Source organism: Streptomyces sp. NPDC051677, assembly GCF_044453465.1.
Classification (GTDB): Bacteria; Actinomycetota; Actinomycetes; order Streptomycetales; family Streptomycetaceae; genus Streptomyces.
The window spans coordinates 326,979-347,172 of the sequence record NZ_JBITCT010000001.1; the positions used below are offsets into that span (position 1 = coordinate 326,979).

Here is a 20,194-nt window from a genome sequence, read left to right on the forward strand (position 1 = left end):
TCCTCAACCCTCAACCGGACGACCGTAGACCCATGCCCTCCACCCTCCGCATGGCGGCACTGGCCCTCTTCTGGGGCTCCGGCTTCCTCTGGATCAAGCTGTCCCTCACCCATGGCCTCACCCCCACCCAGATCACCGTCACCCGCTGCGCCCTGGGGACGGCCGTACTCCTCCTCCTGGCCCGCAGGGCGGGCCAGCGCCTCCCCCGCTCCAAGTCGACCTGGCGCCACCTCGCCATCGCCGCCCTCTTCTGCAACGCCCTCCCCTTCGCCCTCTTCGCCCTGGGCGAGCAGCACGTCGACTCAGGCATCGCAGGCGTCCTCAACGCCACCACCCCCCTCTGGTCCCTCCTCATAGGCATCGTCCTGGGCACGGACCGCCCCCTTCCCCCCACCCGCCTGACCGGCCTCCTCCTGGGCTTCGCCGGCACGCTGGTGATCTTCGCCCCCTGGCGCCAGGAGGGCCTCCTCACCTGGCCCGCCCTGGCCCTCCTCGCGGCAGCAGCCAGCTACGCGGTCGCCTTCGCCTACATGTCCCGCCACCTCACGACCAACGACACCCCCCTGGCCATGTCAGCGGCGCAACTCCTGGCCGCCACAGCCTGGACCACCCTGGCCCTCCCCACGGCGTCCCCCTCCCACCCGGACGCCACCGCGCTCCTCGCCGTCCTCGTACTCGGCGTCCTCGGCACAGGCATGACCTTCTACCTCAACTACCGCCTCATTGCGGACGAGGGCCCCACAGCGGCGGCGACAGTCGGCTACCTGCTCCCCGTGGTCTCAGTAGCCCTGGGCGCAACGGTCCTGGACGAAGACCTGAACCCACGCGTCCTGGCGGGCATGGCGGTAGTACTCCTGGCCGTAGCCCTGACCCGCAAGAACCACGGAAACAAGAAAACGAAGGGACACCACGGGCCCGACGACCCATCCCGCACCCGAGAGACGGCGGGAGCGGGCCGTGGCGGTGCGTCGCAGCCCGTCGCTTAGCTCGTCACTGCCGACAGCACATAGGAAACATGCAGCAGTACGCCCAACACGCGACGGGCTCGACGCACCGCCACGGCCCCGACCCACCCACTGCCGGCCCCCCCCTGCCGGACCCCACCCACTGCCGGACCCCACTCACTGCCGGACCCACCCGAAAGGAAACAGCCGAGCCCCGCCCGACCCGCCTACCCCGCGTAGAACAGCTCGTCCACCACACCCCGAGCCCGCCGCGCGGTACGCCGATAGTCGTCCAGCATGTCTCCGACCCGCCCCGGCCCGTACCCCAAGTACCGCCCCACAGCGACCAGTTCACGAGGATCGGACGGAAACGTGTCCCCGGCCCGCCCCCGCACCAGCATCACCGCGTTGCGCACCCGAGTGGCCAACACCCACGCCTCGTCGAGCGTCGACGCGTCCTCGGCCGAGATCAGTCCGGCCGCGCACGCCGCCGCCAGCGCCTTCCGGGTACGGGTGGTGCGCAACCCCGGCTCCGTGGAGCCGTGCCGCATCTGAAGCAACTGCACGGTCCACTCCACGTCGGAAAGCCCACCCGGCCCGAGCTTGGTGTGCAGCTTGGGATCGACTCCGCGAGGCATCCGCTCCGTCTCCATACGAGCCTTGAGCCGCCGGATCTCCCGAACGGCATCGTCGCCCAGTCCGCCCACCGGATACCGCAACGGATCGACCAGCTCAATGAACCGTCGCCCCAACTCCTCATCCCCGGCGACGAGTTCAGCCCGCAGCAGCGCCTGCGACTCCCAGACCAGCGACCACCGCCGGTAGTAGGCCTCGTAGGACTTCAACGATCGCACCAGCGGCCCGGACTTACCCTCCGGCCGCAGATCCGCGTCCACGAGAAGCGGCGGATCAGCGCTGGGAATCTGCAGCAGCCGACGCATCTCGGAGACGACCTTGTTGGCGGCGTCAGCCGCCTCCCGCTCATCGACGCCGTCCCGGGGCTCGTGCACGAACAGCACATCCGCATCGGAGCCGTAGCCCAGCTCGTGCCCCCCGAACCGCCCCATCCCCACCACCGCGAAGCACGTGGGCAGCGTGTCCCCCCACCCCTCGCGCACGACCGCCCGCAGCGTCCCGGCCAGCGTGGCAGCCGTGAGGTCCGACACGGCCCCGCCCACCAGGTCCACCAGGGCCCCCTGATCGGCCTCGACCGGCTGCGCCTCGGTGCCGTACGAGCCGACGATGTCCGCGGCGGCCGTACGGAACAGCTCACGCCGCCGGACCCCACGCGCCGCGGTGACCGCCTGCACGACCCCCTCGGCCCGCCCCACCGCGGCGAGTATCTCCTGCTCCAGCTGGGCCCGCCCCCGAGGCTCGAGCCCCCCGCCGTCCCCGTCCCCCAGCAGCGCCACCGCTTCCGGCGCCCGCATCAACAGATCGGGGGCGAGCCGCCCGGCGGAAAGGACACGCGCGAGATTCTCCGCGGCCGCCCCCTCGTCCCTCAACAACCGCAGATACCAAGGCGTCTTGCCCAACGCGTCCGACACCTTGCGGAAGTTCAGCAGCCCGGCGTCCGGATCGGCGGAGTCGGCGAACCATCCCAACAGCACAGGCAGCAAAGTCCGCTGAATGGCAGCCTTCCGTGAGACACCGGAAGCCAACGCCTCCAGATGACGCAACGCAGAAGCAGGATCGGCGTACCCGAGCGCGACCAGCCGTTCCCGAGCCGCCTCAGGACTCAACCGGCTCTCGCCGGGGGCGAGTTGGGCAACGGCATCGAGCAGCGGCCGGTAGAAGAGTTTCTCGTGCAGCCGCCGCACCACAGCCGCATGCCGCTTCCACTCCCGCCCCAGTTCCACCACAGGATCGGTCCGCAGCCCGAGCGACCGACCAAGCCGCCGCAGATCGGCCTCGCCCTCCGGAACCAGATGGGTCCGCCGCAGCCGGTACAGCTGGATCCGATGCTCCATGGACCGCAGAAACCGGTACGCGACATCGAGTTGCTCGGCATCGGCCCGCCCGACGTAACCCCCCGCAGCCAGCGCCTGGAGAGCGTCCAGCGTGGTCCCGCTCCGCAACGAGACATCGGCCCGCCCGTGCACCAACTGCAGCAGCTGCACGGCGAACTCGACGTCCCTCAACCCCCCGGGTCCGAGCTTCAGTTCACGCTCGACCTCGGCGGCCGGAATGTTCTCGACGACCCGCCGCCGCATCTTCTGCACGTCGGTGACGAAGTTCTCCCGCTCGGCGGCCTTCCACACCAGGGGTTCGACGGCGGCGACGTACTCCGCCCCCAGCTCCAGATCCCCCGCCACCGGCCGCGCCTTCAACAGGGCCTGGAACTCCCAGGTCTTGGCCCACCGCTGGTAGTACGCGACATGACTGCTGAGCGTCCGCACGAGCGGCCCGTTGCGCCCCTCGGGCCGCAGGTTGGCGTCGACGGGCCAGATGGACCCTTCCACGGTGGTCTCGGAACAGATCCGCATCATGTGCGAGGCGAGCTTGGTGGCGGCCCGCAACGCCTTCCCCTCGTCGGCCCCGCCGACGGCCTCCCCCACGAAGATGACATCGACGTCCGACACGTAGTTCAGTTCATGCCCGCCGCACTTGCCCATGGCGATGACCGCGAGCCGGCACAACGCGGCGTCGTCCGGCGCCGCGGCCCGAGCCAGCCCCAAGGCTGCCCGCAACGTGGCCGTGGCGAGATCGGCGAGCTCGGCGGCCGTCTCGGCGAGATCGGTCGTCCCGCACACGTCACGCGCCGCGATGGACAGCAGACACCGCCGGTAGGCGACGCGCAACAGCACGGGATCGGTGGCCTCGGACAGCCCGCGCTCGAACTCCTCCACCCCGGGATGCAGATCCCGGGGCTCGTACGTGACCAGCGCCTCCCAGTCCCGCGGATGCCGGGCAAGGTGATCGGCGAGCGCGGCGGACGCCCCCAGCACCCCCAGCAGCCGGTCGCGCAGCGGCTTGGCCGCTATCAGCGTGTCGAGCAGCTCCCGCCGGGCGGTGTGCCCGGGCTGCGCCTCCAGCAGCCGGACGAGACCGCGCAGGGCCAGATCGGGATCGGCGGTGCCGCCGAGGGCCTCCAGCAGAAACGGATCACTGCGCACCGGGGACAGCTCGGGCCCGTCCAGGAGCCGCTCGGCGGCGGACGGATCGGTGAAACCGTGCCGCAGCAGCCGTGTGAAGGTACTGCTCCTGCGCCCCGGCGCCATCCAGGCCTCCTCGATCAAGGTCGTCCGCACTTGAGCGTAACCCTCACCCCACGGTGGCGCTCCGGGCCGGTTTCAGGTTCTGTGTTGAGTGGGGAGCCGTACGACGTCCGAAGAGCCAGTCCGAAGAGCCAGTCCGAAGAGTCGCCCGCACGGACCGACAAGGGAGAGCCGCCTCATGAGCACCACCACACCCATGACCATGACCCTCGAAGTGATCCTGCTCCCGGTGTCGGACGTGGACCGGGCCAAGGAGTTCTACCAGGACAAGGTCGGCTTCCACGTCCACCTCGACGGCCAGGTGATGGAGGGCGTTCGGATCGTGCAGCTCACCCCGCCCGGCGCGGGCTGTTCGATCGCCCTGGTGGACGGCCTCCAGGTCCCGACGGGCACCCCGCAGCCGGGCACGTACCACGGCATGCAGCTCTGCGTGACGGACGCGAAGGCGGCGTACGAGGAGCTGACCGCGCGGGGGCTTGAGGTCACCGAACCCCAGCAGTTCGCCCCGCAGGACGGAGCGACCTTCATGTACTTCAAGGATCCGGACGATGGGGGTCCCCCCGCTCGAGCGGAGTTCGAGAGTGGGGGAGGGTGGGCGATCCAGAAGTACCGCCGCCGCGAGACCGAACCCCTGCACAAGGTCCTGGCGGCCCTGGCAGCCCCGTCCGCCCCGACGGACCCCACCGGGCAGCAGCAGCCTTAACACCCACCCGCCGCCCCGCTCCTCACCCCCACCGGAGGCTGATGTGTCCGGCACGACTGGCAGTTCCGGCAGCTCCCCGTACCGCTGGTACCGCCGCAGCCGCCGTGCGGTCGTGGCGTCCGCTCTCGCCCTCACGGCGGTCGCCGCGGGCCTGTGGTCCGGTCTCGGCGGCTCGTCCCCGTCCGCGCGGGCGGTGGCGGGCGTGCCGACCCCGGACCACGTGGTCGTCGTGGTCTTCGAGAACCACGCCTACAGCCAGGTCATCGGCGCCTCCAGCGCCCCGTACATCAACTCGCTCAAGACCGGCGGGGCCAACCTCTCCCAGTCGTACGCCGAGACCCACCCGAGCCAGCCCAACTACTTCGCGCTGTTCTCCGGCTCCACCCAGGGCATCACGGACGACAGTTGCTACTCGCCCGGCTTCTCCTCGGCCGCGAACCTCGCCTCGGAGCTGATCGCGGCCGGCCGCACCTGGACCAGCTACAACGAGACGCTGCCCGGCCAGGGCTCGACGACGTGCAGCAGCGGCGACTACGCCCGCAAGCACAACCCGTGGTTCGGCTTCAGCAACGTCCCGACGTCGACGGCGAAGACCTTCGCACAGTTCCCGACCGACTACTCGACGCTCCCCCACGTGTCCTTCGTCGTCCCCGACCTGTGCAACGACATGCACGACTGCCCGGTGGCGACCGGCGACACCTGGCTGAAGAACAACCTGAGCGCCTACGCCGCGTGGGCCAGGACCCACAACAGCCTCCTCGTCGTCACCTTCGACGAGGACAACCGCCTCGCCGGCAACCGCATCCCGACGGTCCTGTACGGCCAGCCGGTGACGCCGGGTTCGTCCTCGTCGACGAAGTACAACCACTACGACCTGCTGCGCACCCTGGAGGACAGCCAGGACCTGACCGCCCACGCCGGCAACGCGGCCTCCGCGACGGACATCACAGGGATCTGGGCACCATGACCACACAGGGCCGCCGTGTTGTCCCATGATCATCACGCGGGCGCCGCGGTAGACGCCACAGGGCCGACGGCGTCCTCACCGTCGGCCCTGTGCATCGCCGTGCATCGCTGTGTATCGCTTCAGCGAAGACCAGATCTGACCTGCCCCTACAGCACCGGCAGGTTCTTCCGCAGCTCGAACGCGGTCACCTCGGAGCGGTACTCGTGCCACTCCGCGCGCTTGTTGCGCAGGAAGAAGTCGAAGACGTGTTCGCCGAGGGTTTCGGCGACGAGGTCGCTGCGTTCCATCAGGCTCAGCGCCTCGCCGAGGTTCTGCGGGAGCGGCTCGATGCCCATGGCGCGGCGCTCGGCGTCCGACAGGGCCCAGACGTCGTCCTCGGCCCCCGGCGGAAGCTCGTAGCCCTCCTCGACGCCCTTGAGGCCGGCGGCGAGCAGCATGGCGTACGCGAGGTACGGGTTGGCGCCGGAGTCGAGGGAGCGGACCTCGATGCGGGCGGAGCCCGTCTTGCCGGGCTTGTACATCGGAACGCGGACCAGCGCGGAGCGGTTGTTGTGGCCCCAGCAGATGTACGAGGGGGCCTCGCCGCCGGCGCCGGCGGTGCGCTCGGAGCCGCCCCAGATCCGCTTGTAGGAGTTGACCCACTGGTTGGTGACGGCGGCGATCTCGGCGGCGTGCTTGAGCAGGCCCGCGATGAAGGACCGGCCGACCTTGGACAGCTGGTACTCCGCGCCGGACTCGTAGAACGCGTTGCGGTCGCCCTCGAAGAGGGAGAGGTGCGTGTGCATGCCGGAGCCGGGGTGCTCGGAGAACGGCTTCGGCATGAAGGTCGCCTGGACTCCCTGCTCCAGCGCGACCTGCTTCATGACCAGGCGGAACGTCATGATGTTGTCGGCCGTGGAGAGCGCGTCGGCGTAGCGCAGGTCGATCTCCTGCTGGCCGGGGGCGCCCTCGTGGTGGGAGAACTCGACCGAGATGCCCATCGACTCCAGCATGGTGATCGCCTGGCGGCGGAAGTCCATGCCGACGTTGTGCGGGGTGTGGTCGAAGTAGCCGGAGTTGTCGGCCGGGGTCGGGCGGGAGCCGTCGGTCGGCTTGTCCTTCAGCAGGAAGAACTCGATCTCCGGGTGGGTGTAGAAGGTGAAGCCCAGGTCGGAGGCGCGGGCGAGGGCGCGCTTGAGCACGTAGCGCGGGTCCGCGAAGGACGGCGAGCCGTCCGGCATGAGGATGTCGCAGAACATGCGGGCGGTGCCGGGGGCCTCGGCGCGCCAGGGCAGGACCTGGAAGGTGGACGGGTCCGGCTTGGCGATCATGTCCGACTCGTAGACCCGGGCGAAGCCCTCGATCGCGGAGCCGTCGAAGCCGATGCCCTCATCGAACGCCTGCTCGAGCTCGGCGGGGGCCACGGCGACGGACTTGAGGAAGCCCAGCACGTCCGTGAACCACAGCCGTACGAACCGGATGTCGCGCTCCTCCAACGTCCGGAGCACGAACTCCTGCTGTTTGTCCATCTTCCGCTTCCCCATCCTTGCTGGTCAGGCCGCCTGTCTCCCGTCCCACGAAAGAGGCGGTCGGGCACCTGAGCATCACACCACAACACCGTTTCACGCACGTTGCGGACCATGATCGCCTCGGCGACCCGGGCCTGAACGCCGCACGTCCGGCAGATGTACTGCTCTCGCGTCCGGCAGGTGTACCGCCTCACGTCCGGCAGGTGTACTGCTCTGCCGCCCATCTTGCCTGCTCGGACCGACATCCGTAATGCCCGACCTCCCCCGTCTCGATCCACCCGCTTAATTTGCATCTCAGATGCAAGTTTAACTAGCGTGCCGGACAGCCGAGCGACGAGTCGCGCGCCGTGGCGCCGCCGTACCCCGGCGACCCTTGCGCAGCCCCGAATCCCGAGGAGCCCCGATGCTGTCCGAACAGTCCGCAGCCACCGTCCGCGCCACCCTCCCCGCCGTGGGCGCGGCCATCGGCGAGATCTCCGAGCGCTTCTACGCCGGCCTGTTCGCGGCGCACCCCGACCTCCTGCGCGACCTGTTCAACCGCGGCAACCAGGCGGCTGGCACCCAGAGCCAGGCCCTCGCGGGCTCGATAGCCGCCTTCGCCGGCCACCTCGTCGACCACCCGGAGCACCGCCCGGACGCGATGCTCACCCGCATCGCCCACAAACACGCCTCACTGGGGATCGCGCCCGAGCAGTACGAGGTCGTCCGCGAGCACCTCTTCGCCGCCATCGCCGACGTCCTCGGCGAGGCGGTCACCCCGGAGGTCGCGGCGGCCTGGGACGAGGTCTACTGGCTGATGGCGAACGCCCTGATCGCGATCGAGCGCCGGCTGTACGAGGAGAGCGGGTCCGGCGACGGCGGCCAGGGCGGCGGCTCGTGGCGTGAGTGGGAGGTCGTGGAACGCGTCACAGAGACCGCGGACGTCGTCTCCTTCCGCCTGCGGCCGCTCGACGGGGGGCCCGTACGGGACTTCCGCGCGGGCCAGTACGTGTCCGTCCGCACCCAGCTCCCCGACGGCGCCCGCCAGATACGCCAGTACAGCCTCTCCGGCACGCCGGGGTCGGACCTGCGCCGGATCAGCGTCAAGCGCGTGCCGGGCGGCGCGACGACCCCGGCGGGCGAGGTCTCGAACGACCTGCACGCGCGCGTGCGGGAGGGCAGCGTCCTGGAGCTCTCCGAGCCGTACGGCGACCTGGTCCTGGACGACGCCCAGAGCGCCCCGCTCCTCCTCGCCTCGGCCGGCATCGGCGTCACCCCGATCGTCGCGATGCTGGCCCACCTGGCTGCCGCCGGCCACGGCGCCCCGGTCACGGTCGTCCACGCGGACCGCTCCCCCGCGGACCACGCCCTGCGCGCGGACCACGAGACGTACGCGGCGAAGCTGCCCGACGCGTCCGTACACCTCTGGTACGAGCGCGAGGCCCCGGCGGACGCCCGGACCGGGCTGGCCGACCTCACGGACGTCCCCGTCGCACCGGGCACGCGCGCGTACCTGTGCGGCCCGCTGCCGTTCATGCGGGCCGTGCGGGCGCAGCTGATCGAGAAGGGGGTCGCCCCCGCGGACGTGCACTACGAGGTGTTCGGCCCCGACCTGTGGCTGGCCAAGGCCTGACCCGAAACCGGACCCCGAAACCGGATCCGAGGGCCGGACGTCAGGGGTGGATGGGCAGCCCGGGCGGCCGGCCGGGGTCGTAGTGCGCGCGGGCGAAGGCGTCGTCCGCGCGGTGGACGACGTCCGGCAGGGGCGGGGCGGGCCACACGCTCACCCGGTGCTCCTCGACCACTTCGTCCCCCGCGTTCGTCGCGCCGGCGTCCCGCCCTCGCGCCCGGACCCGGACCCGATACCAGCCGGCCCCCGCGACGGCGAAGTTCCCGGCGTCCTCGACGACGTCCCCGCCCCACTTGAACAACCGCAGCACCCCGCTGGTGCTGCAGACGCTCACGTCCACGACGGTCTCCCACTCCCCCTCTCCCCCGTCCTCCTCCCCCTCCCCCTGTGCGTCCAAGGGCGGCTCCTGCGGGCACTGCTCGGTGGTCAGCCGGATCCACCCGGTGTGCGTGCCGGCGAACATCGTCAGGTGCTCAGGCCCCCCGGCGGCCAGACTGTTGCCCTCGAAGATCCGCTCGACGGTGTCGGCGTCGTCGTACTCCGTGAGGAACTCGTCACCCTGGAGGTAGTACTGGCAGTACGAGACGAACATGCGGTCGGAAGTCCAACGTGTGTAGCGCATCCACCAGATGATGCCCGGGCCCTCTGACATCCGGTCGGAGCAGAGCGATCGGCGCGGGCGAGGTCGCCGGGACACGGCCGTGAGCGTCAGGCGTCCGGCCCCGCCCGTCACCTTCCGTGACGGCTCCCGGCACCGATCGGTCGACGTAGTCGCGGACGACCGCAGCGGCCGGACGCGCGCTGGCGCATACTGGAGGCAATGACAAAGCCAGCTGCCCCGAAGCGTTATTTGCCTACCAGCCCCTTCAAGGCTCCGGTCGCGCCGGTTCCCAAGCAGTTCGCCGTGGGGGACCAGGTCACGCATGACATGTACGGCCTCGGCCGAGTGGTCGGCATCGAGGACGGGATCGCGGTGCTCGTGGATTTCGGTTCGGCTCAGGAGCGGATCCTGAGTCCCTACTCCAAGATGAGCAAGCTGTAGAACCGCGGCGCCCGGTCACGGCAGACCGGGTCCCCTCCATGATCCTGTAACGATTGGGAGACCTCTCATCGAACTGACCTCGCTGTTCTCCGCTCCGGAGGGTGCGCCTCGCGGTGCCGCCACGGCATCGCCGCCTCCGGCGACGAACCCCTTCCAAGCCCCGGACTTCGGTGAGAACGAGACGTACTCGTTCGACGATGCGCAGGCATCGGTCCCGGGCGTGGGTACGGCTCCCCACCCGGCGGGCTAGCGCCGAGCACCGTCCGACAACGTCCGAAGGAAGTGATCACGCCCGATGCGGACGCTTCCCGGACGATCGGACGATCAACGGGGAGCAGGTTCAAGGGCTGCCGGACTCAGTACGGCCGCTCAGTACGGCCGCGGGATGTCGTGTTCCTCCAACGCGGTCGCATAGCGCTTCAGCAGGGCGTCGAACCCGGCCAGGAGAAGGCCTGCGGCGTCGCGGGCGTCGCTCAGGTCGCCGCGGTCGCACGCCTCCACCAGCTCGGCCGCGTCGGTGCGGAGGATGTGCAGGGAGTCGCCCTGCACCAGCACCCCGGGGAACCGCCGGCCGGGCAAGCGGACCACGGCGTCGTTGCCGCCGGCGGTGAACAGCTCTGCTTCGATGCGTTCCATCGGGCCATCCAATCCGGCCCGACCGGGTGCTTTCAATGGGGTTGCGCGGCCGGTACGCGCAGCGGCCGCCGAAACGGGGGGCAGTGAGCAGGAGACGCTACGTCGCCAGGGGCGTGCCCGGCGGCTACCGGATCTGGGACAACCGGGGACGCCGTTGGTGGGGCGATCTGTACGAGCTGTGCCCGGACGATCTCCTCACCGAACTCAACGGCCAGGCGAACCCGGAACGGATCACCGCGTTGATGAGGCACTACCGGGCCCGGAAACGATAGGCGGCGTCCGGGGTGCGGACGAGCGCAGTCACTCAGCGCAGTCACTCAGGTCGTCCGGAGATCCCCAGGAGGAGTGGGCCCGTCGGTTCTCGCACGATGTCCGTGATCGTGATCGGGTCCAGGGAAACGAAGAACGCCTCCTGGGCGCGGCGCAGGGCGCCTCGGAGGCGGCAGGCCGAGTTCAGGGGGCAGGGGGTGGCGCCCTCGCAGTCGACGACGTCGCCGTCGCCCTCGAAGGCGCGGACGAGGCCGCCCACCGACGCCGTACGGCCCTGCTCCGTCAGGGCCAGGCCGCCGCCCCTGCCCCGGCGGGCCGCCAGGAGGCCCAGGTGCTGGAGCTCGGCCACGACCTTGGCCGCGTGGGTGTAGGGGACCTCCATCGCGGCCGCGACCTCGCGCGTGGTGGGGGTGGTCTCCGGGTTCTCGTCCGCCACCGCGAGCCTCATGAGGACACGCAGTGCCAGGTCGGTGGATCGCAAGAGCCGCATGGGAGGAAGCGTAGATAATGCGCATCTCCGCTTCAAATTATTCCTCCGGCGTCTTCCCGGCCTCGGGTCCTGTCTCGGGTCCTGTCTCGTTTCCTCCCCTGTCCCTCCCTTGTTCCTCTCGGAATCCGGCTTCTTGGCTGTGACCTGCCTACGAGATCGCCCACCCGCCCCATTACGATCAGCGGACCCGTTGGACAGAAACAGCAGCCTCCCCTCCCGTCCCGCCCCTTTCCCCCAGAAGGACAGGTCTCATGGGTTCCGCAAACAAGACCAACAATGCGACGCGCAAGGCGCGCATAGCGGAGATGCGGCGGGCCGAGCAGGCCCGCGAGCGACGTAACCGGTTTCTCGCCATCACCGGCAGTGTCGTCGCCGTCGCCGCGCTCGTCACCGGCGGTGTGTTCGTCGTGAAGTCGCAGTCCGGCGACGACTCCTCCAGCGCCGCCGACGCCAAGGCCTCGGGGAAGTTCGTCACCGGCTCGGACGGGGTCAAGACGTGGAAGGGGACGCTCGGGCGTACCCACGTCGCCAAGACGGTGAAGTACCCGACCGAGCCTCCGGTCGGCGGGAACCACAACCAGGTCTGGATGAACTGCAACGGCGACGTCTACACCAAGGCGCTCGACAACATGAACGCCGTCCACTCGCTGGAGCACGGCGCGGTCTGGGTGACGTACAACAGCAAGGCGAGCAAGGCCGACGTCGACGCGCTGGCCGCCAAGGTCAAGAAGACGCCCTACACCCTCATGAGCCCGGACGACGCCCAGGCCGACCCGATCATGCTCACCGCGTGGGGCCACCAGCGCACGGTGACGAGTGCGAGCGACGCGAACGTGGACAAGTTCTTCGCGAAGTTCGTGCAGGGCGAGCAGACGCCCGAGCCGGGCGCGGCCTGCACGGGCGGTCTGTCGCAGTGAGGTATGCGGGAGTGGCGGTCGCCGTGGCCGGAGTGCTCGTCGCCGCCGGGGCCGTCACCTACTCCGTCGCCGAGGACGGCTCGTCGGGCGCCGCACCCCCCGCCGTCGACTCCGCCGACGCCGGATTCGCCCGGGACATGGCCGTGCACCACCAGCAGGCCGTCGAGATGTCGTACATCGTGCGGGACCGGACGACCGACGCGGACGTACGACGCCTCGCCTACGACATCGCGCAGACGCAGGCCAACCAGCGCGGCATGCTGCTCGGGTGGCTCGATCTCTGGGGGCTGCCGAAGGTGTCGTCCGACGCGCCCATGACCTGGATGGGCATGGGCGGCATGAGCGACGGCGAGGACGGCGCCCTCATGCCCGGCATGGCCACCAACGCCGAGCTGAAGAAGCTCGGCACGCTCAACGGGAAGCAGGCCGAGGTCTTCTTCCTCCAGCTGATGACCGACCACCACAAGGGCGGTGTCCACATGGCCGAGGGGTGTGTCGCCAAGTGCACCGTGGGCGTGGAGAAGCGGCTCGCCCAGGGCATGGTCGAGGCGCAGCAGTCGGAGATCAAGCTGATGGCCGACATGTTGAAGGAACGGGGCGCCCAAGCGCGCTGAGTCGTGCGGGGTGGTCGGTGTGCCGTGCCGTGGGGCCGTGGGGCCGGGGGCCGTAGGCCGCGTGCCGTGGGCCGTGGGCCGTAGGCCCCGTGCCGTGGGCCGTGGGCCACGTGCCGCGTGCCGTAGGCCGTGGGCCGTGGGCCGTAGGCCGTAGGCCGTGGGCCACGTGCCGCGGGCCGTGGGCCGTGGGCCGTGGGCCGTGGGCCGTAGGCCGTGGGCCGTAGGCCGTGGGCCGTGGGCCGTGGGCCACGTGCCGGGGGCCGTGGGCCACGTGCCGGGGGCCGTGGGCCACGTGGCGTGCGCCGCGTGCCGGGGGCCGTGGGTCATGTGGCGTGCGCCGCGTGCCGGGGGCCGTGGGTCATGTGGCGTGCGCCTTGAGTCTCTTGGGCTTTGTCGGCCGTACTGCTTTCGGGGCGACCGCCGGGGGGCAGCAGAGCCGACCGCGAAGGGGAGGACGATTGCGCGCGCAGGACTCACGGAGTGCCGAGCACGCCGGCCGGGGACGGCAACAGCGGGTCACGCCCCCGGCGGCAGGGCCGGCCGCCGGGTTGCTCGCCCTGCAGCGGCTGGCCGGCAACGCGGCCGTGTCCCGGGCCGTCGCCGTCCAGCGGGCCGGGGCGGGCGACGGCCAGGCCTGGGGCGACAGCGCCCGCTACGCCGAGCGCCCCGTCGAGCATCCGGAATGGCCGCAGTTCCAAGTCCTGATGCGTCAGGCCGGGTTCGAGCGGGACACCCTGGACGCCGTGTGGCAGCTCCTCATGGGCGGCATCCGGCAGCAGGAGGAGCTGGAGACGTCACTCGCCGACCTGCACCTGACACGGTCTCAGCGGCGGGCCCGGCGCTCCGGGAACGACTGGTACCGGGCGGTCATCGACATGGTCGGCGATCATCTGCGGATCTCCACCCCCACCATGGGGCTGTGGTCCGGCGGCCTCGACGTCAACGACTACGCGACCGCCAAGGGCCATACGACGCTGGAGCACTCCAACCTCGGCAGAGTGATCAACAGTCTCCGGCTGCACCCCGACTTCTCCCTCATCGGGCCGCTCTGGAACCTTCTGTCGGTGGCGTTCGTGCAGCGGGCGACCGGGCCCGTGCACGTCTTCCTCCGGGCGCACGATCCCGACAGCGTCCTGCAGGACCAGGAGATACCGCAGTTGCGGAAAATGCAGGAAATGGGCGAGCAGGCCGGGCGGGCGATCACCCTGGTCTGGCATCCGCTGTACACGACGGCCGACGGAACCATCCGCGAGGTCTCGCGCGATCTACGGCTGGTCGACGACGCGCCCTACCCACAGCGGGACTTGTGCGTCGCGGCCCTCTACTCCTACCTGCTCCGTATGCACGACCCCGGCAACCCGCACTCCGCCCGCGCCCACGACGAGATGCACACCCGGCTCCGGCAGAACGGACACCGTCCCACCTGAGACTCCCGGGTGGGACGTGAGGATTTGCAGCCGGACGTAACGCTGCCGAAAGGATCTAAACCCCAAAACGCCGCCGACAGCGGTTACTTGGGGTCTTCTTGGGTTTCGCATTCCCCTGGCATGAACGGTTCAGGGCCAGAGTGGCCGAGGCGAGTGATCTACTCGCGTCGAACCACATACAGGGGGTCCTATGAGATCCAACCGTGCCGCGCTGCGCGCCGCGAGCATGGCAGCGACACTGCCGATGATCGCCGGTGCGCTGGCGCTCGGCATACCCGCGGCGCACGCCGCGGACAGCCCCACCCGTGACACGCTGGCCGGGACCAAGCCGGCGTGGGCCACGGCCAAGGCGGACAAGGGATCGACCGCGGACAGCGCCCAGGTCTCCGCCCGGGTCTACCTCGCGGGACGTGACGCCGCCGGCCTCGCGCAGTACGCGAAGGCGGTTTCCGACCCGAGCTCCGCCGCCTACGGCAAGTACCTTTCCGCCGGGCAGGCGCAGGCCCGTTTCGGCGCGACCGCGGCGCAGGTGGCCGCGGTCAAGTCGTGGCTGACCGCGGCCGGACTGAAGGTGACGGGCACGACCGAGCACTACGTCTCCGTCAGCGGTGAAGTGGCCGCCGCCGAGAAGGCGTTCGGCACCCAGCTGCACAACTACGCCAAGAGCGGCAAGACTTACCGCGCGCCCGCGAAGTCGGCCTCGGCTCCCGCGAGCCTCGACGGCGCCGTCCTGACCGTCACCGGTCTGGACAACGCGCCGCACAAGGCGACCCACAGCGACCAGCTGCCCGGTCCGTCCACGGTGTTCAAGAACTCCGGGCCGTTCTCCTCGTACTACGGCTCGAACACCGCGACCACGCTGCCGGACGCGTACGGCAAGAAGATCCCGTACGCCGTCGAGGGGTACACCGGCAAGCAGCTGCGGGCCGCCTACGGTGCGGGCAAGTACACGGGCAAGGGTGTTCGCGTCGCCATCACGGACGCGTTCGCCTCGCCGACCATCGCCTTCGACGCGCAGACCTACGCGAAGAAGCACGGCGACGCCGCGTGGAAGACCGGCCAGCTGAGCCAGGTGCTGCCCAAGAACTACACGCACACCGGCGCCGACGAGTGCGACGCCTCCGGCTGGTACGGCGAGGAGACCCTCGACGTCGAGGCCGTGCACGCGGTCGCGCCGGACGCGAACGTCACCTACGTGGGCGGCGCGTCCTGCATGGACGACGACCTGCTCGACTCGCTCAGCAAGATCGTCGACAACCACCTGGCCGACATCGTCTCCAACTCGTGGGGCGACATCGAGGCCAACCAGACGCCGGACCTCGCGGCCGCCTACGACCAGGTCTTCCAGTTCGGCGCGGTCGAGGGCATCGGCTTCTACTTCTCCTCCGGCGACAACGGCGACGAGGTCGCCAACACCGGGACGAAGCAGGTCGACACCCCGGCCAACTCGGCGTGGGTGACGGCGGTCGGCGGTACCTCGCTGGCGGTCGGCAAGGGCGACAAGTACCTGTGGGAGACCGGCTGGGGCACCGAGAAGGCCACGCTGTCCGCGGACGGCAAGAGCTGGACCGGCTTCCCGGGCGCGTTCACCTCGGGTGCGGGCGGCGGCACCAGCAAGACGGTCGCCGAGCCCTTCTACCAGAAGGGTGTCGTCCCGGACGCGCTCGCGAAGGCCAACAACGCCGCGGGCAACCGCGTCGTCCCGGACATCGCGGCGATCGCCGACCCGAACACCGGTTTCAAGGTCGGCCAGACCCAGACCTTCCCGGACGGGTCGGAGCAGTACAGCGAGTACCGCATCGGCGGCACCTCGCTCGCCGCTCCGGTGATCGCGGCCGTCCAGGCGCTGGCCCAGGAGGCGCACGGCGGCAAGGCGATCGGTTTCGCCAACCCGTCGATCTACTCCAAGTTCGGCTCCCGGGTCTACCACGACGTCACGGACAACCCGACGGGTTCCGGGCTCGCGGTCGCGCGCGTCGACTTCGCCAACAGCTTCGACGCGTCGGGGGGCCTGCTGACCTCGGTCCGCAGCCTCGGCAAGGACAGCTCGCTGTCCGCGGTGAAGGGGTACGACGACGTCACCGGCGTGGGAACGCCCGCAAGCGGTTACGTGGAGTCGTACCGCAAGCGCTGAAACAAGGCGTGAAGCGCTGACCCCGGGCGTGAAGCGCCGAAACAGAGCGTGAAGCGCTGAAGCGGGGCGTACCGGTGGGTGGCGTGAGGTGGACGACATCTCACGCCACCCCATCGCGTCGCTCTGACGATTACACTGGCCCCGTGCCTCAACTTCGTCTCGCCCTGAACCAGATCGACTCGCGCGTCGGCGACCTCGTCGGCAACACCGAAACGATCCTCCGCTGGACCCGGCACTCGGCCGAGCAGGGAGCGCATCTCGTGGCGTTCCCGGAGATGGCGCTGACCGGGTATCCCGTCGAGGACCTCGCCCTGCGCTCCTCCTTCGTCGAGGCCTCCCGCACGGCCCTGCGCACGCTCGCCGCGCGCCTCGCCGACGAGGGCTTCGGCGAGCTGCCGGTGGTCGTCGGCTATCTCGACCGGTCCGAGAGCGGTCGGTCGAGGTTCGGCCGGCCGGCCGGCTCCCCGCGCAACGCGGGCGCGGTGCTGCACCGCGGCGAGGTGGTCCTGTCCTACGCCAAGCACCACCTGCCCAACTACGGCGTCTTCGACGAGTTCCGCTACTTCGTGCCGGGCGACACCATGCCGGTGCTGCGCGTCCACGGCGTCGACGTGGCCCTCGCCATCTGCGAGGACCTCTGGCAGGACGGCGGCCGGGTGCCGGCGGCGCGTTCGGCGGAGGCGGGCCTGCTGCTCTCCATCAACGCCTCACCCTACGAGCGCGACAAGGACGACACCCGTCTGGAGCTGGTCCGCAAGCGGGCCCAGGAGGCGGGCTGCACCACCGCCTACCTCGCGATGATGGGCGGGCAGGACGAGCTGGTCTTCGACGGCGACTCGATCGTCGTCGACAAGGACGGCGAGGTGATCGCGCGGGCGCCGCAGTTCTCGGAGGGCTGCGTGGTCCTGGACCTCGACCTGCCCGCGGCCTCGGCCGACGCGCCCACGGGCGTCGTGGACGACGGTCTGCGCATCGACCGGGTCGTGCTGTCGGAGGACCCGCTCGCCGCGTACGAGCCGGAGCTCTCCGGCGGGTATGCGGAGCGGCTGGACGACGCCGAGGAGGTCTACTCGGCGCTGGTCGTGGGCCTGCGGGCGTACGTCGCGAAGAACGGCTTCACCTCGGTGCTGATCGGGCTGTCGGGCGGTATCGACTCGGCGCTCGTCGCGGCGCTCGCGTGTGACGCGGTGGGCGCGCAGCACGTGTACGGGGTGTCGATGCCGTCGAAGTACTCCTCCGAGCACTCGAAGGGCGACGCGGCGGAGCTGGCGCGCCGCACGGGCCTGAACTTCCGCACGGTGCCGATCGAGCCGATGTTCGACGCGTACATGTCGTCGACGGAGCTGACCGGCCTGGCGGAGGAGAACCTCCAGTCCCGTCTGCGCGGCACGCTTCTGATGGCCATCTCCAACCAGGAGGGCCACATCGTGCTGGCCCCCGGCAACAAGTCGGAGCTGGCGGTCGGCTACTCGACGCTGTACGGCGACTCGGTCGGCGCGTACGGCCCGATCAAGGACGTCTACAAGACGTGGATCTTCCGCCTGGCGGAGTGGCGCAACCGTGCCGCGGCGGAACGGGGCCAGACCCCGCCGATCCCCGAGAACTCGATCACCAAGCCGCCGAGCGCGGAGCTGCGCCCCGGCCAGGTCGACACGGACTCCCTCCCGGACTACCCCGTCCTGGACGCGATCCTCGAGCTGTACGTCGACCGGGACCAGGGCGCGGACGCGATCGTCGCGGCGGGCTACGACCGTGAGCTGGTCGTGAAGACCCTGCGCATGGTCGACACGGCCGAGTACAAGCGACGCCAGTACCCGCCGGGCACGAAGATCTCGGCAAAGGGCTTCGGCAAGGACCGCCGCCTCCCGATCACAAACGGCTGGCGCGAGTCGGTCTGACACCGCCGTCCTGGCCCACCCGCCCACCCGCCCGCCCGACTCGGCGGGCCGGTGGGCCGGTGGGCCGGGGCGCCACCCCGCCACTGGTGCCTCGACCTCCGGAGGCGGGCCGGAGCAGAGCCTCGCGGTCCTGGTCAGGCGAGGTCCGTCAGGTCCTCCGCGAACACCTGTGAGAGAGGCTGCGGTCCCACGTACTGCTGGCAGTTGCACTGGCCGGCCTCGTACCGCAGCGGTTTCTTGTTCTCGTCCCAGGCCGTCGGCACCTCGACGCGCTCATGGCACCGGCCCTGCTTGTCGTGCTTGGCGAGATGGTGCGTGCATCCGCACACCGCCTCCGGCGGCCTGCCGGCTGCTTCGATGGCCAAACGTTCCTGTTTCGCCGCCTCCAGCAACTGCAACTTGCGCTCATGCCGGTTGCGCAGCGCGGTGCGGACGTTGTCAGCCGCCCACGCGAAGCCACCCGTCCAGAAGACGATAAGAACCCACCAGAACCAGTCCACGAGTTGCCCCTTCCCCCTGTGCCGCTGCGGGCCACGATAGACGGCTCACCCGAAGTGCCGTCACCTTGTCGACATCCGGGAAGTCGTCGCCGTGCGCCTGTCCGATCACAGCCCCCACGAGCTGGACCGGTCCGGTCCCTGGAGCCACATAGCAGGCCGCTTCGATGCCCTGCCCTTGGCCGTAGGGGTGCGCGACGTGCCCCGTCCTGAGCCAGCCGAGGCGTTCGTACAGGCGCATGGCGGCTGCGTCCTTGACCATCACGTCCAGAACCAGGCGGCGGTCATGGCTCAGTCCGTAGCCCATGGCCGTCCGGACCAGTCGCTCGCCCACGGCGCGCCCGCCTGCGTCTCGCACGACGAAGAGACGGGCCAGCACGCCGATGCGCTGCTCGTCGTCCCCGCTCTGTTCGACCCAGAGCGACACTGCGCCCTCACCACGCGGCCTCATCACCGCGACACGGCCGACGATCCTCCGCCCCGCCTGCGCGACCCAGGAGGCCAGTACGTCCTGCGACCGAAGCCATTCCTCAGGGCGGGCCACACCCTCCACCGGGTATCCGTCGGTCGCGTGCACGTCCGTCAGCGCCGCTGCGGTGCCGAGGAGATCCGTGTCCTCGAAGCGGCGAATGCCGATGCCTTCCGTGCTGGGCTCCTGGCGGGCTCGGTTCAGGTTGATCGAGACCGTCGTGCTGGACATCGGCAAGACGATCAACCGGGCTGATCATTACTGGGCCTACTGGCTGGGCAACTCCAGAACGTCTTCCGCCGCGTCGATTACCAAGTGCCAGGGATACTCCTTCGGCTTCCCCTGGCCGGGTTGGTTGGGTACGAAGCCTCCCTCGCCGTACAGGACCCTCACACCCATCTCGCGCAACTCACCGACGCTGCGCTCGAACTGCCGGTGCTGTACGTACGCGGCGTTCACGCACGGCATCGTCACCATGGGAATGCCCTTTCCGATGCCCTCGGCTACCACCCCCACCACGAACTCGCGAGTGAGGCCGAGCGCCCACGCGTTGATCGTGTTGAAGGTGGCCGGCGCGACCGCGATGACGTCCGCCTTCGGCCATACGTCCGGCTCGCCTGGCGTCTTGTACTCGCTGCGGACCGGGTGGCCCGTCAGCTGCTCCAGATCGACGCGCTGTGCGTCCAGCCAGCGCGCGGCGGTCGGCGTGAGACCGAGGCATACGTCCCAGCCTCGGACCTGCGCGTCTTCAATGACGTTCGCGATGTCGAAGACCGGGGGTGCTGCAGAGCCGAACAGGTAGAGCACACGGGAAGTTGTCACCATGCGTCCATCCGATCACACGCAACAGT

19 protein-coding genes are annotated in these 20,194 nt (G+C 70.1%); 11 read left to right on the forward strand and 8 right to left on the reverse strand.

Annotation, left to right across the window (positions count from 1 at the left end; genetic code table 11):
• Window positions 1-32 precede the first annotated feature (32 nt).
• On the forward strand, window positions 33-986 hold the full coding sequence (locus ACIBAF_RS01450; protein ID WP_399461041.1) for a DMT family transporter: 954 nt from the start codon (window positions 33-35) through the stop codon (window positions 984-986).
• Window positions 987-1,171: 185 nt separating this feature from the next.
• Here ACIBAF_RS01450 and ACIBAF_RS01455 read toward each other — a convergent pair whose 3' ends face one another.
• Window positions 1,172-4,165 carry a bifunctional [glutamine synthetase] adenylyltransferase/[glutamine synthetase]-adenylyl-L-tyrosine phosphorylase gene (locus ACIBAF_RS01455; RefSeq protein WP_399461328.1) on the reverse strand — a complete coding sequence of 998 codons (2,994 nt, stop codon included), beginning with the start codon at window positions 4,163-4,165 and terminating at the stop codon, window positions 1,172-1,174.
• Between the two features lie 193 nt (window positions 4,166-4,358).
• Between ACIBAF_RS01455 and ACIBAF_RS01460 the strand changes: the two genes are divergently transcribed.
• Together ACIBAF_RS01460 and ACIBAF_RS01465 are read left to right on the forward strand one after the other, a co-directional pair.
• On the forward strand, window positions 4,359-4,865 hold the full coding sequence (locus ACIBAF_RS01460) for a VOC family protein (RefSeq protein ID WP_399461329.1): 507 nt from the start codon (window positions 4,359-4,361) through the stop codon (window positions 4,863-4,865).
• Between the two features lie 43 nt (window positions 4,866-4,908).
• Complete coding sequence (locus ACIBAF_RS01465; protein WP_399461042.1) at window positions 4,909-5,832, forward strand: alkaline phosphatase family protein; 924 nt, start codon at window positions 4,909-4,911, stop codon at window positions 5,830-5,832.
• Window positions 5,833-5,978: 146 nt separating this feature from the next.
• On the opposite strand, the gene ACIBAF_RS01470 is transcribed toward ACIBAF_RS01465, so the two are convergent.
• The gene (locus ACIBAF_RS01470; RefSeq protein ID WP_079662771.1) at window positions 5,979-7,340 is read right to left on the reverse strand and encodes a glutamine synthetase family protein; all 1,362 of its coding nucleotides are present in this window, start codon (window positions 7,338-7,340) and stop codon (window positions 5,979-5,981) included.
• Window positions 7,341-7,743: 403 nt separating this feature from the next.
• Between ACIBAF_RS01470 and ACIBAF_RS01475 the strand changes: the two genes are divergently transcribed.
• A complete protein-coding gene (locus tag ACIBAF_RS01475) occupies window positions 7,744-8,952 on the forward strand; it encodes a globin domain-containing protein (protein WP_399461043.1) in 1,209 nt (402 codons plus the stop codon).
• A gap of 40 nt (window positions 8,953-8,992) precedes the next feature.
• Here ACIBAF_RS01475 and ACIBAF_RS01480 read toward each other — a convergent pair whose 3' ends face one another.
• The gene (locus tag ACIBAF_RS01480; RefSeq protein WP_399461044.1) at window positions 8,993-9,571 is read right to left on the reverse strand and encodes a hypothetical protein; all 579 of its coding nucleotides are present in this window, start codon (window positions 9,569-9,571) and stop codon (window positions 8,993-8,995) included.
• Window positions 9,572-9,769: 198 nt separating this feature from the next.
• Here ACIBAF_RS01480 and ACIBAF_RS01485 point away from each other — a divergent pair, with 198 nt between their 5' ends.
• Complete coding sequence (locus ACIBAF_RS01485; RefSeq protein ID WP_327314594.1) at window positions 9,770-9,991, forward strand: CarD family transcriptional regulator; 222 nt, start codon at window positions 9,770-9,772, stop codon at window positions 9,989-9,991.
• A 369-nt stretch (window positions 9,992-10,360) separates the two neighbouring features.
• On the opposite strand, the gene ACIBAF_RS01490 is transcribed toward ACIBAF_RS01485, so the two are convergent.
• Window positions 10,361-10,627 (reverse strand): DUF6959 family protein, encoded by a 267-nt coding sequence (locus tag ACIBAF_RS01490; protein WP_399461045.1) that lies wholly within the window; start codon window positions 10,625-10,627, stop codon window positions 10,361-10,363.
• Window positions 10,628-10,710: 83 nt separating this feature from the next.
• Here ACIBAF_RS01490 and ACIBAF_RS01495 point away from each other — a divergent pair, with 83 nt between their 5' ends.
• On the forward strand, window positions 10,711-10,899 hold the full coding sequence (locus ACIBAF_RS01495; RefSeq protein WP_399461046.1) for a hypothetical protein: 189 nt from the start codon (window positions 10,711-10,713) through the stop codon (window positions 10,897-10,899).
• Window positions 10,900-10,940: 41 nt separating this feature from the next.
• Here ACIBAF_RS01495 and ACIBAF_RS01500 read toward each other — a convergent pair whose 3' ends face one another.
• Window positions 10,941-11,387, reverse strand: coding sequence for an RrF2 family transcriptional regulator (locus tag ACIBAF_RS01500; RefSeq protein WP_399461047.1), 447 nt, complete (start codon window positions 11,385-11,387; stop codon window positions 10,941-10,943).
• A 251-nt stretch (window positions 11,388-11,638) separates the two neighbouring features.
• Between ACIBAF_RS01500 and ACIBAF_RS01505 the strand changes: the two genes are divergently transcribed.
• The 5 genes from ACIBAF_RS01505 to ACIBAF_RS01525 all read left to right on the forward strand — a co-directional run bounded on the left by ACIBAF_RS01505 (window position 11,639) and on the right by ACIBAF_RS01525 (window position 18,377).
• Window positions 11,639-12,304, forward strand: coding sequence for a DUF3105 domain-containing protein (locus tag ACIBAF_RS01505; RefSeq protein ID WP_399461048.1), 666 nt, complete (start codon window positions 11,639-11,641; stop codon window positions 12,302-12,304).
• Window positions 12,305-12,315: 11 nt separating this feature from the next.
• Window positions 12,316-12,918 carry a DUF305 domain-containing protein gene (locus ACIBAF_RS01510; RefSeq protein WP_399461049.1) on the forward strand — a complete coding sequence of 201 codons (603 nt, stop codon included), beginning with the start codon at window positions 12,316-12,318 and terminating at the stop codon, window positions 12,916-12,918.
• 458 nt (window positions 12,919-13,376) lie between these two features.
• Window positions 13,377-14,345 (forward strand): hypothetical protein, encoded by a 969-nt coding sequence (locus tag ACIBAF_RS01515; RefSeq protein ID WP_399461050.1) that lies wholly within the window; start codon window positions 13,377-13,379, stop codon window positions 14,343-14,345.
• 190 nt (window positions 14,346-14,535) lie between these two features.
• Entirely contained in the window at window positions 14,536-16,479 is a 1,944-nt protein-coding gene (locus ACIBAF_RS01520) for a protease pro-enzyme activation domain-containing protein (RefSeq protein ID WP_399461051.1), read from the forward strand.
• 143 nt (window positions 16,480-16,622) lie between these two features.
• Window positions 16,623-18,377 (forward strand): NAD+ synthase, encoded by a 1,755-nt coding sequence (locus ACIBAF_RS01525; RefSeq protein ID WP_399461052.1) that lies wholly within the window; start codon window positions 16,623-16,625, stop codon window positions 18,375-18,377.
• Window positions 18,378-18,511: 134 nt separating this feature from the next.
• On the opposite strand, the gene ACIBAF_RS01530 is transcribed toward ACIBAF_RS01525, so the two are convergent.
• From ACIBAF_RS01530 to ACIBAF_RS01540, 3 genes are read right to left on the reverse strand one after another with little or no spacing between them, the layout of a single operon-like run.
• Complete coding sequence (locus tag ACIBAF_RS01530) at window positions 18,512-18,877, reverse strand: hypothetical protein (protein ID WP_399461053.1); 366 nt, start codon at window positions 18,875-18,877, stop codon at window positions 18,512-18,514.
• On the reverse strand, window positions 18,816-19,574 hold the full coding sequence (locus ACIBAF_RS01535) for a GNAT family N-acetyltransferase (RefSeq protein WP_399461054.1): 759 nt from the start codon (window positions 19,572-19,574) through the stop codon (window positions 18,816-18,818). Before ACIBAF_RS01535 ends, ACIBAF_RS01530 begins: the two co-directional genes overlap by 62 nt.
• Window positions 19,575-19,610: 36 nt before the next feature.
• Window positions 19,611-20,168, reverse strand: coding sequence for a flavoprotein (locus ACIBAF_RS01540; RefSeq protein WP_399461055.1), 558 nt, complete (start codon window positions 20,166-20,168; stop codon window positions 19,611-19,613).
• Window positions 20,169-20,194 lie beyond the last annotated feature (26 nt).

Excerpts from the sequence above, each read along its gene's own strand:
- ACIBAF_RS01450 (WP_399461041.1), top strand. The coding sequence starts at position 33 with ATGCCCTCCACCCTCCGCATGGCGGCACTGGCCCTCTTCTGGGGCTCC.
- ACIBAF_RS01455 (WP_399461328.1), bottom strand. The coding sequence starts at position 4,165 with ATGGCGCCGGGGCGCAGGAGCAGTACCTTCACACGGCTGCTGCGGCAC.
- ACIBAF_RS01460 (WP_399461329.1), top strand. The coding sequence starts at position 4,359 with ATGACCATGACCCTCGAAGTGATCCTGCTCCCGGTGTCGGACGTGGAC.
- ACIBAF_RS01470 (WP_079662771.1), bottom strand. The coding sequence starts at position 7,340 with ATGGACAAACAGCAGGAGTTCGTGCTCCGGACGTTGGAGGAGCGCGAC.
- ACIBAF_RS01475 (WP_399461043.1), top strand. The coding sequence starts at position 7,744 with ATGCTGTCCGAACAGTCCGCAGCCACCGTCCGCGCCACCCTCCCCGCC.
- ACIBAF_RS01480 (WP_399461044.1), bottom strand. The coding sequence starts at position 9,571 with ATGCGCTACACACGTTGGACTTCCGACCGCATGTTCGTCTCGTACTGC.
- ACIBAF_RS01485 (WP_327314594.1), top strand. The coding sequence starts at position 9,770 with ATGACAAAGCCAGCTGCCCCGAAGCGTTATTTGCCTACCAGCCCCTTC.
- ACIBAF_RS01490 (WP_399461045.1), bottom strand. The coding sequence starts at position 10,627 with ATGGAACGCATCGAAGCAGAGCTGTTCACCGCCGGCGGCAACGACGCC.
- ACIBAF_RS01500 (WP_399461047.1), bottom strand. The coding sequence starts at position 11,387 with ATGCGGCTCTTGCGATCCACCGACCTGGCACTGCGTGTCCTCATGAGG.
- ACIBAF_RS01505 (WP_399461048.1), top strand. The coding sequence starts at position 11,639 with ATGGGTTCCGCAAACAAGACCAACAATGCGACGCGCAAGGCGCGCATA.
- ACIBAF_RS01520 (WP_399461051.1), top strand. The coding sequence starts at position 14,536 with ATGAGATCCAACCGTGCCGCGCTGCGCGCCGCGAGCATGGCAGCGACA.
- ACIBAF_RS01535 (WP_399461054.1), bottom strand. The coding sequence starts at position 19,574 with ATGTCCAGCACGACGGTCTCGATCAACCTGAACCGAGCCCGCCAGGAG.
- ACIBAF_RS01540 (WP_399461055.1), bottom strand. The coding sequence starts at position 20,168 with ATGGTGACAACTTCCCGTGTGCTCTACCTGTTCGGCTCTGCAGCACCC.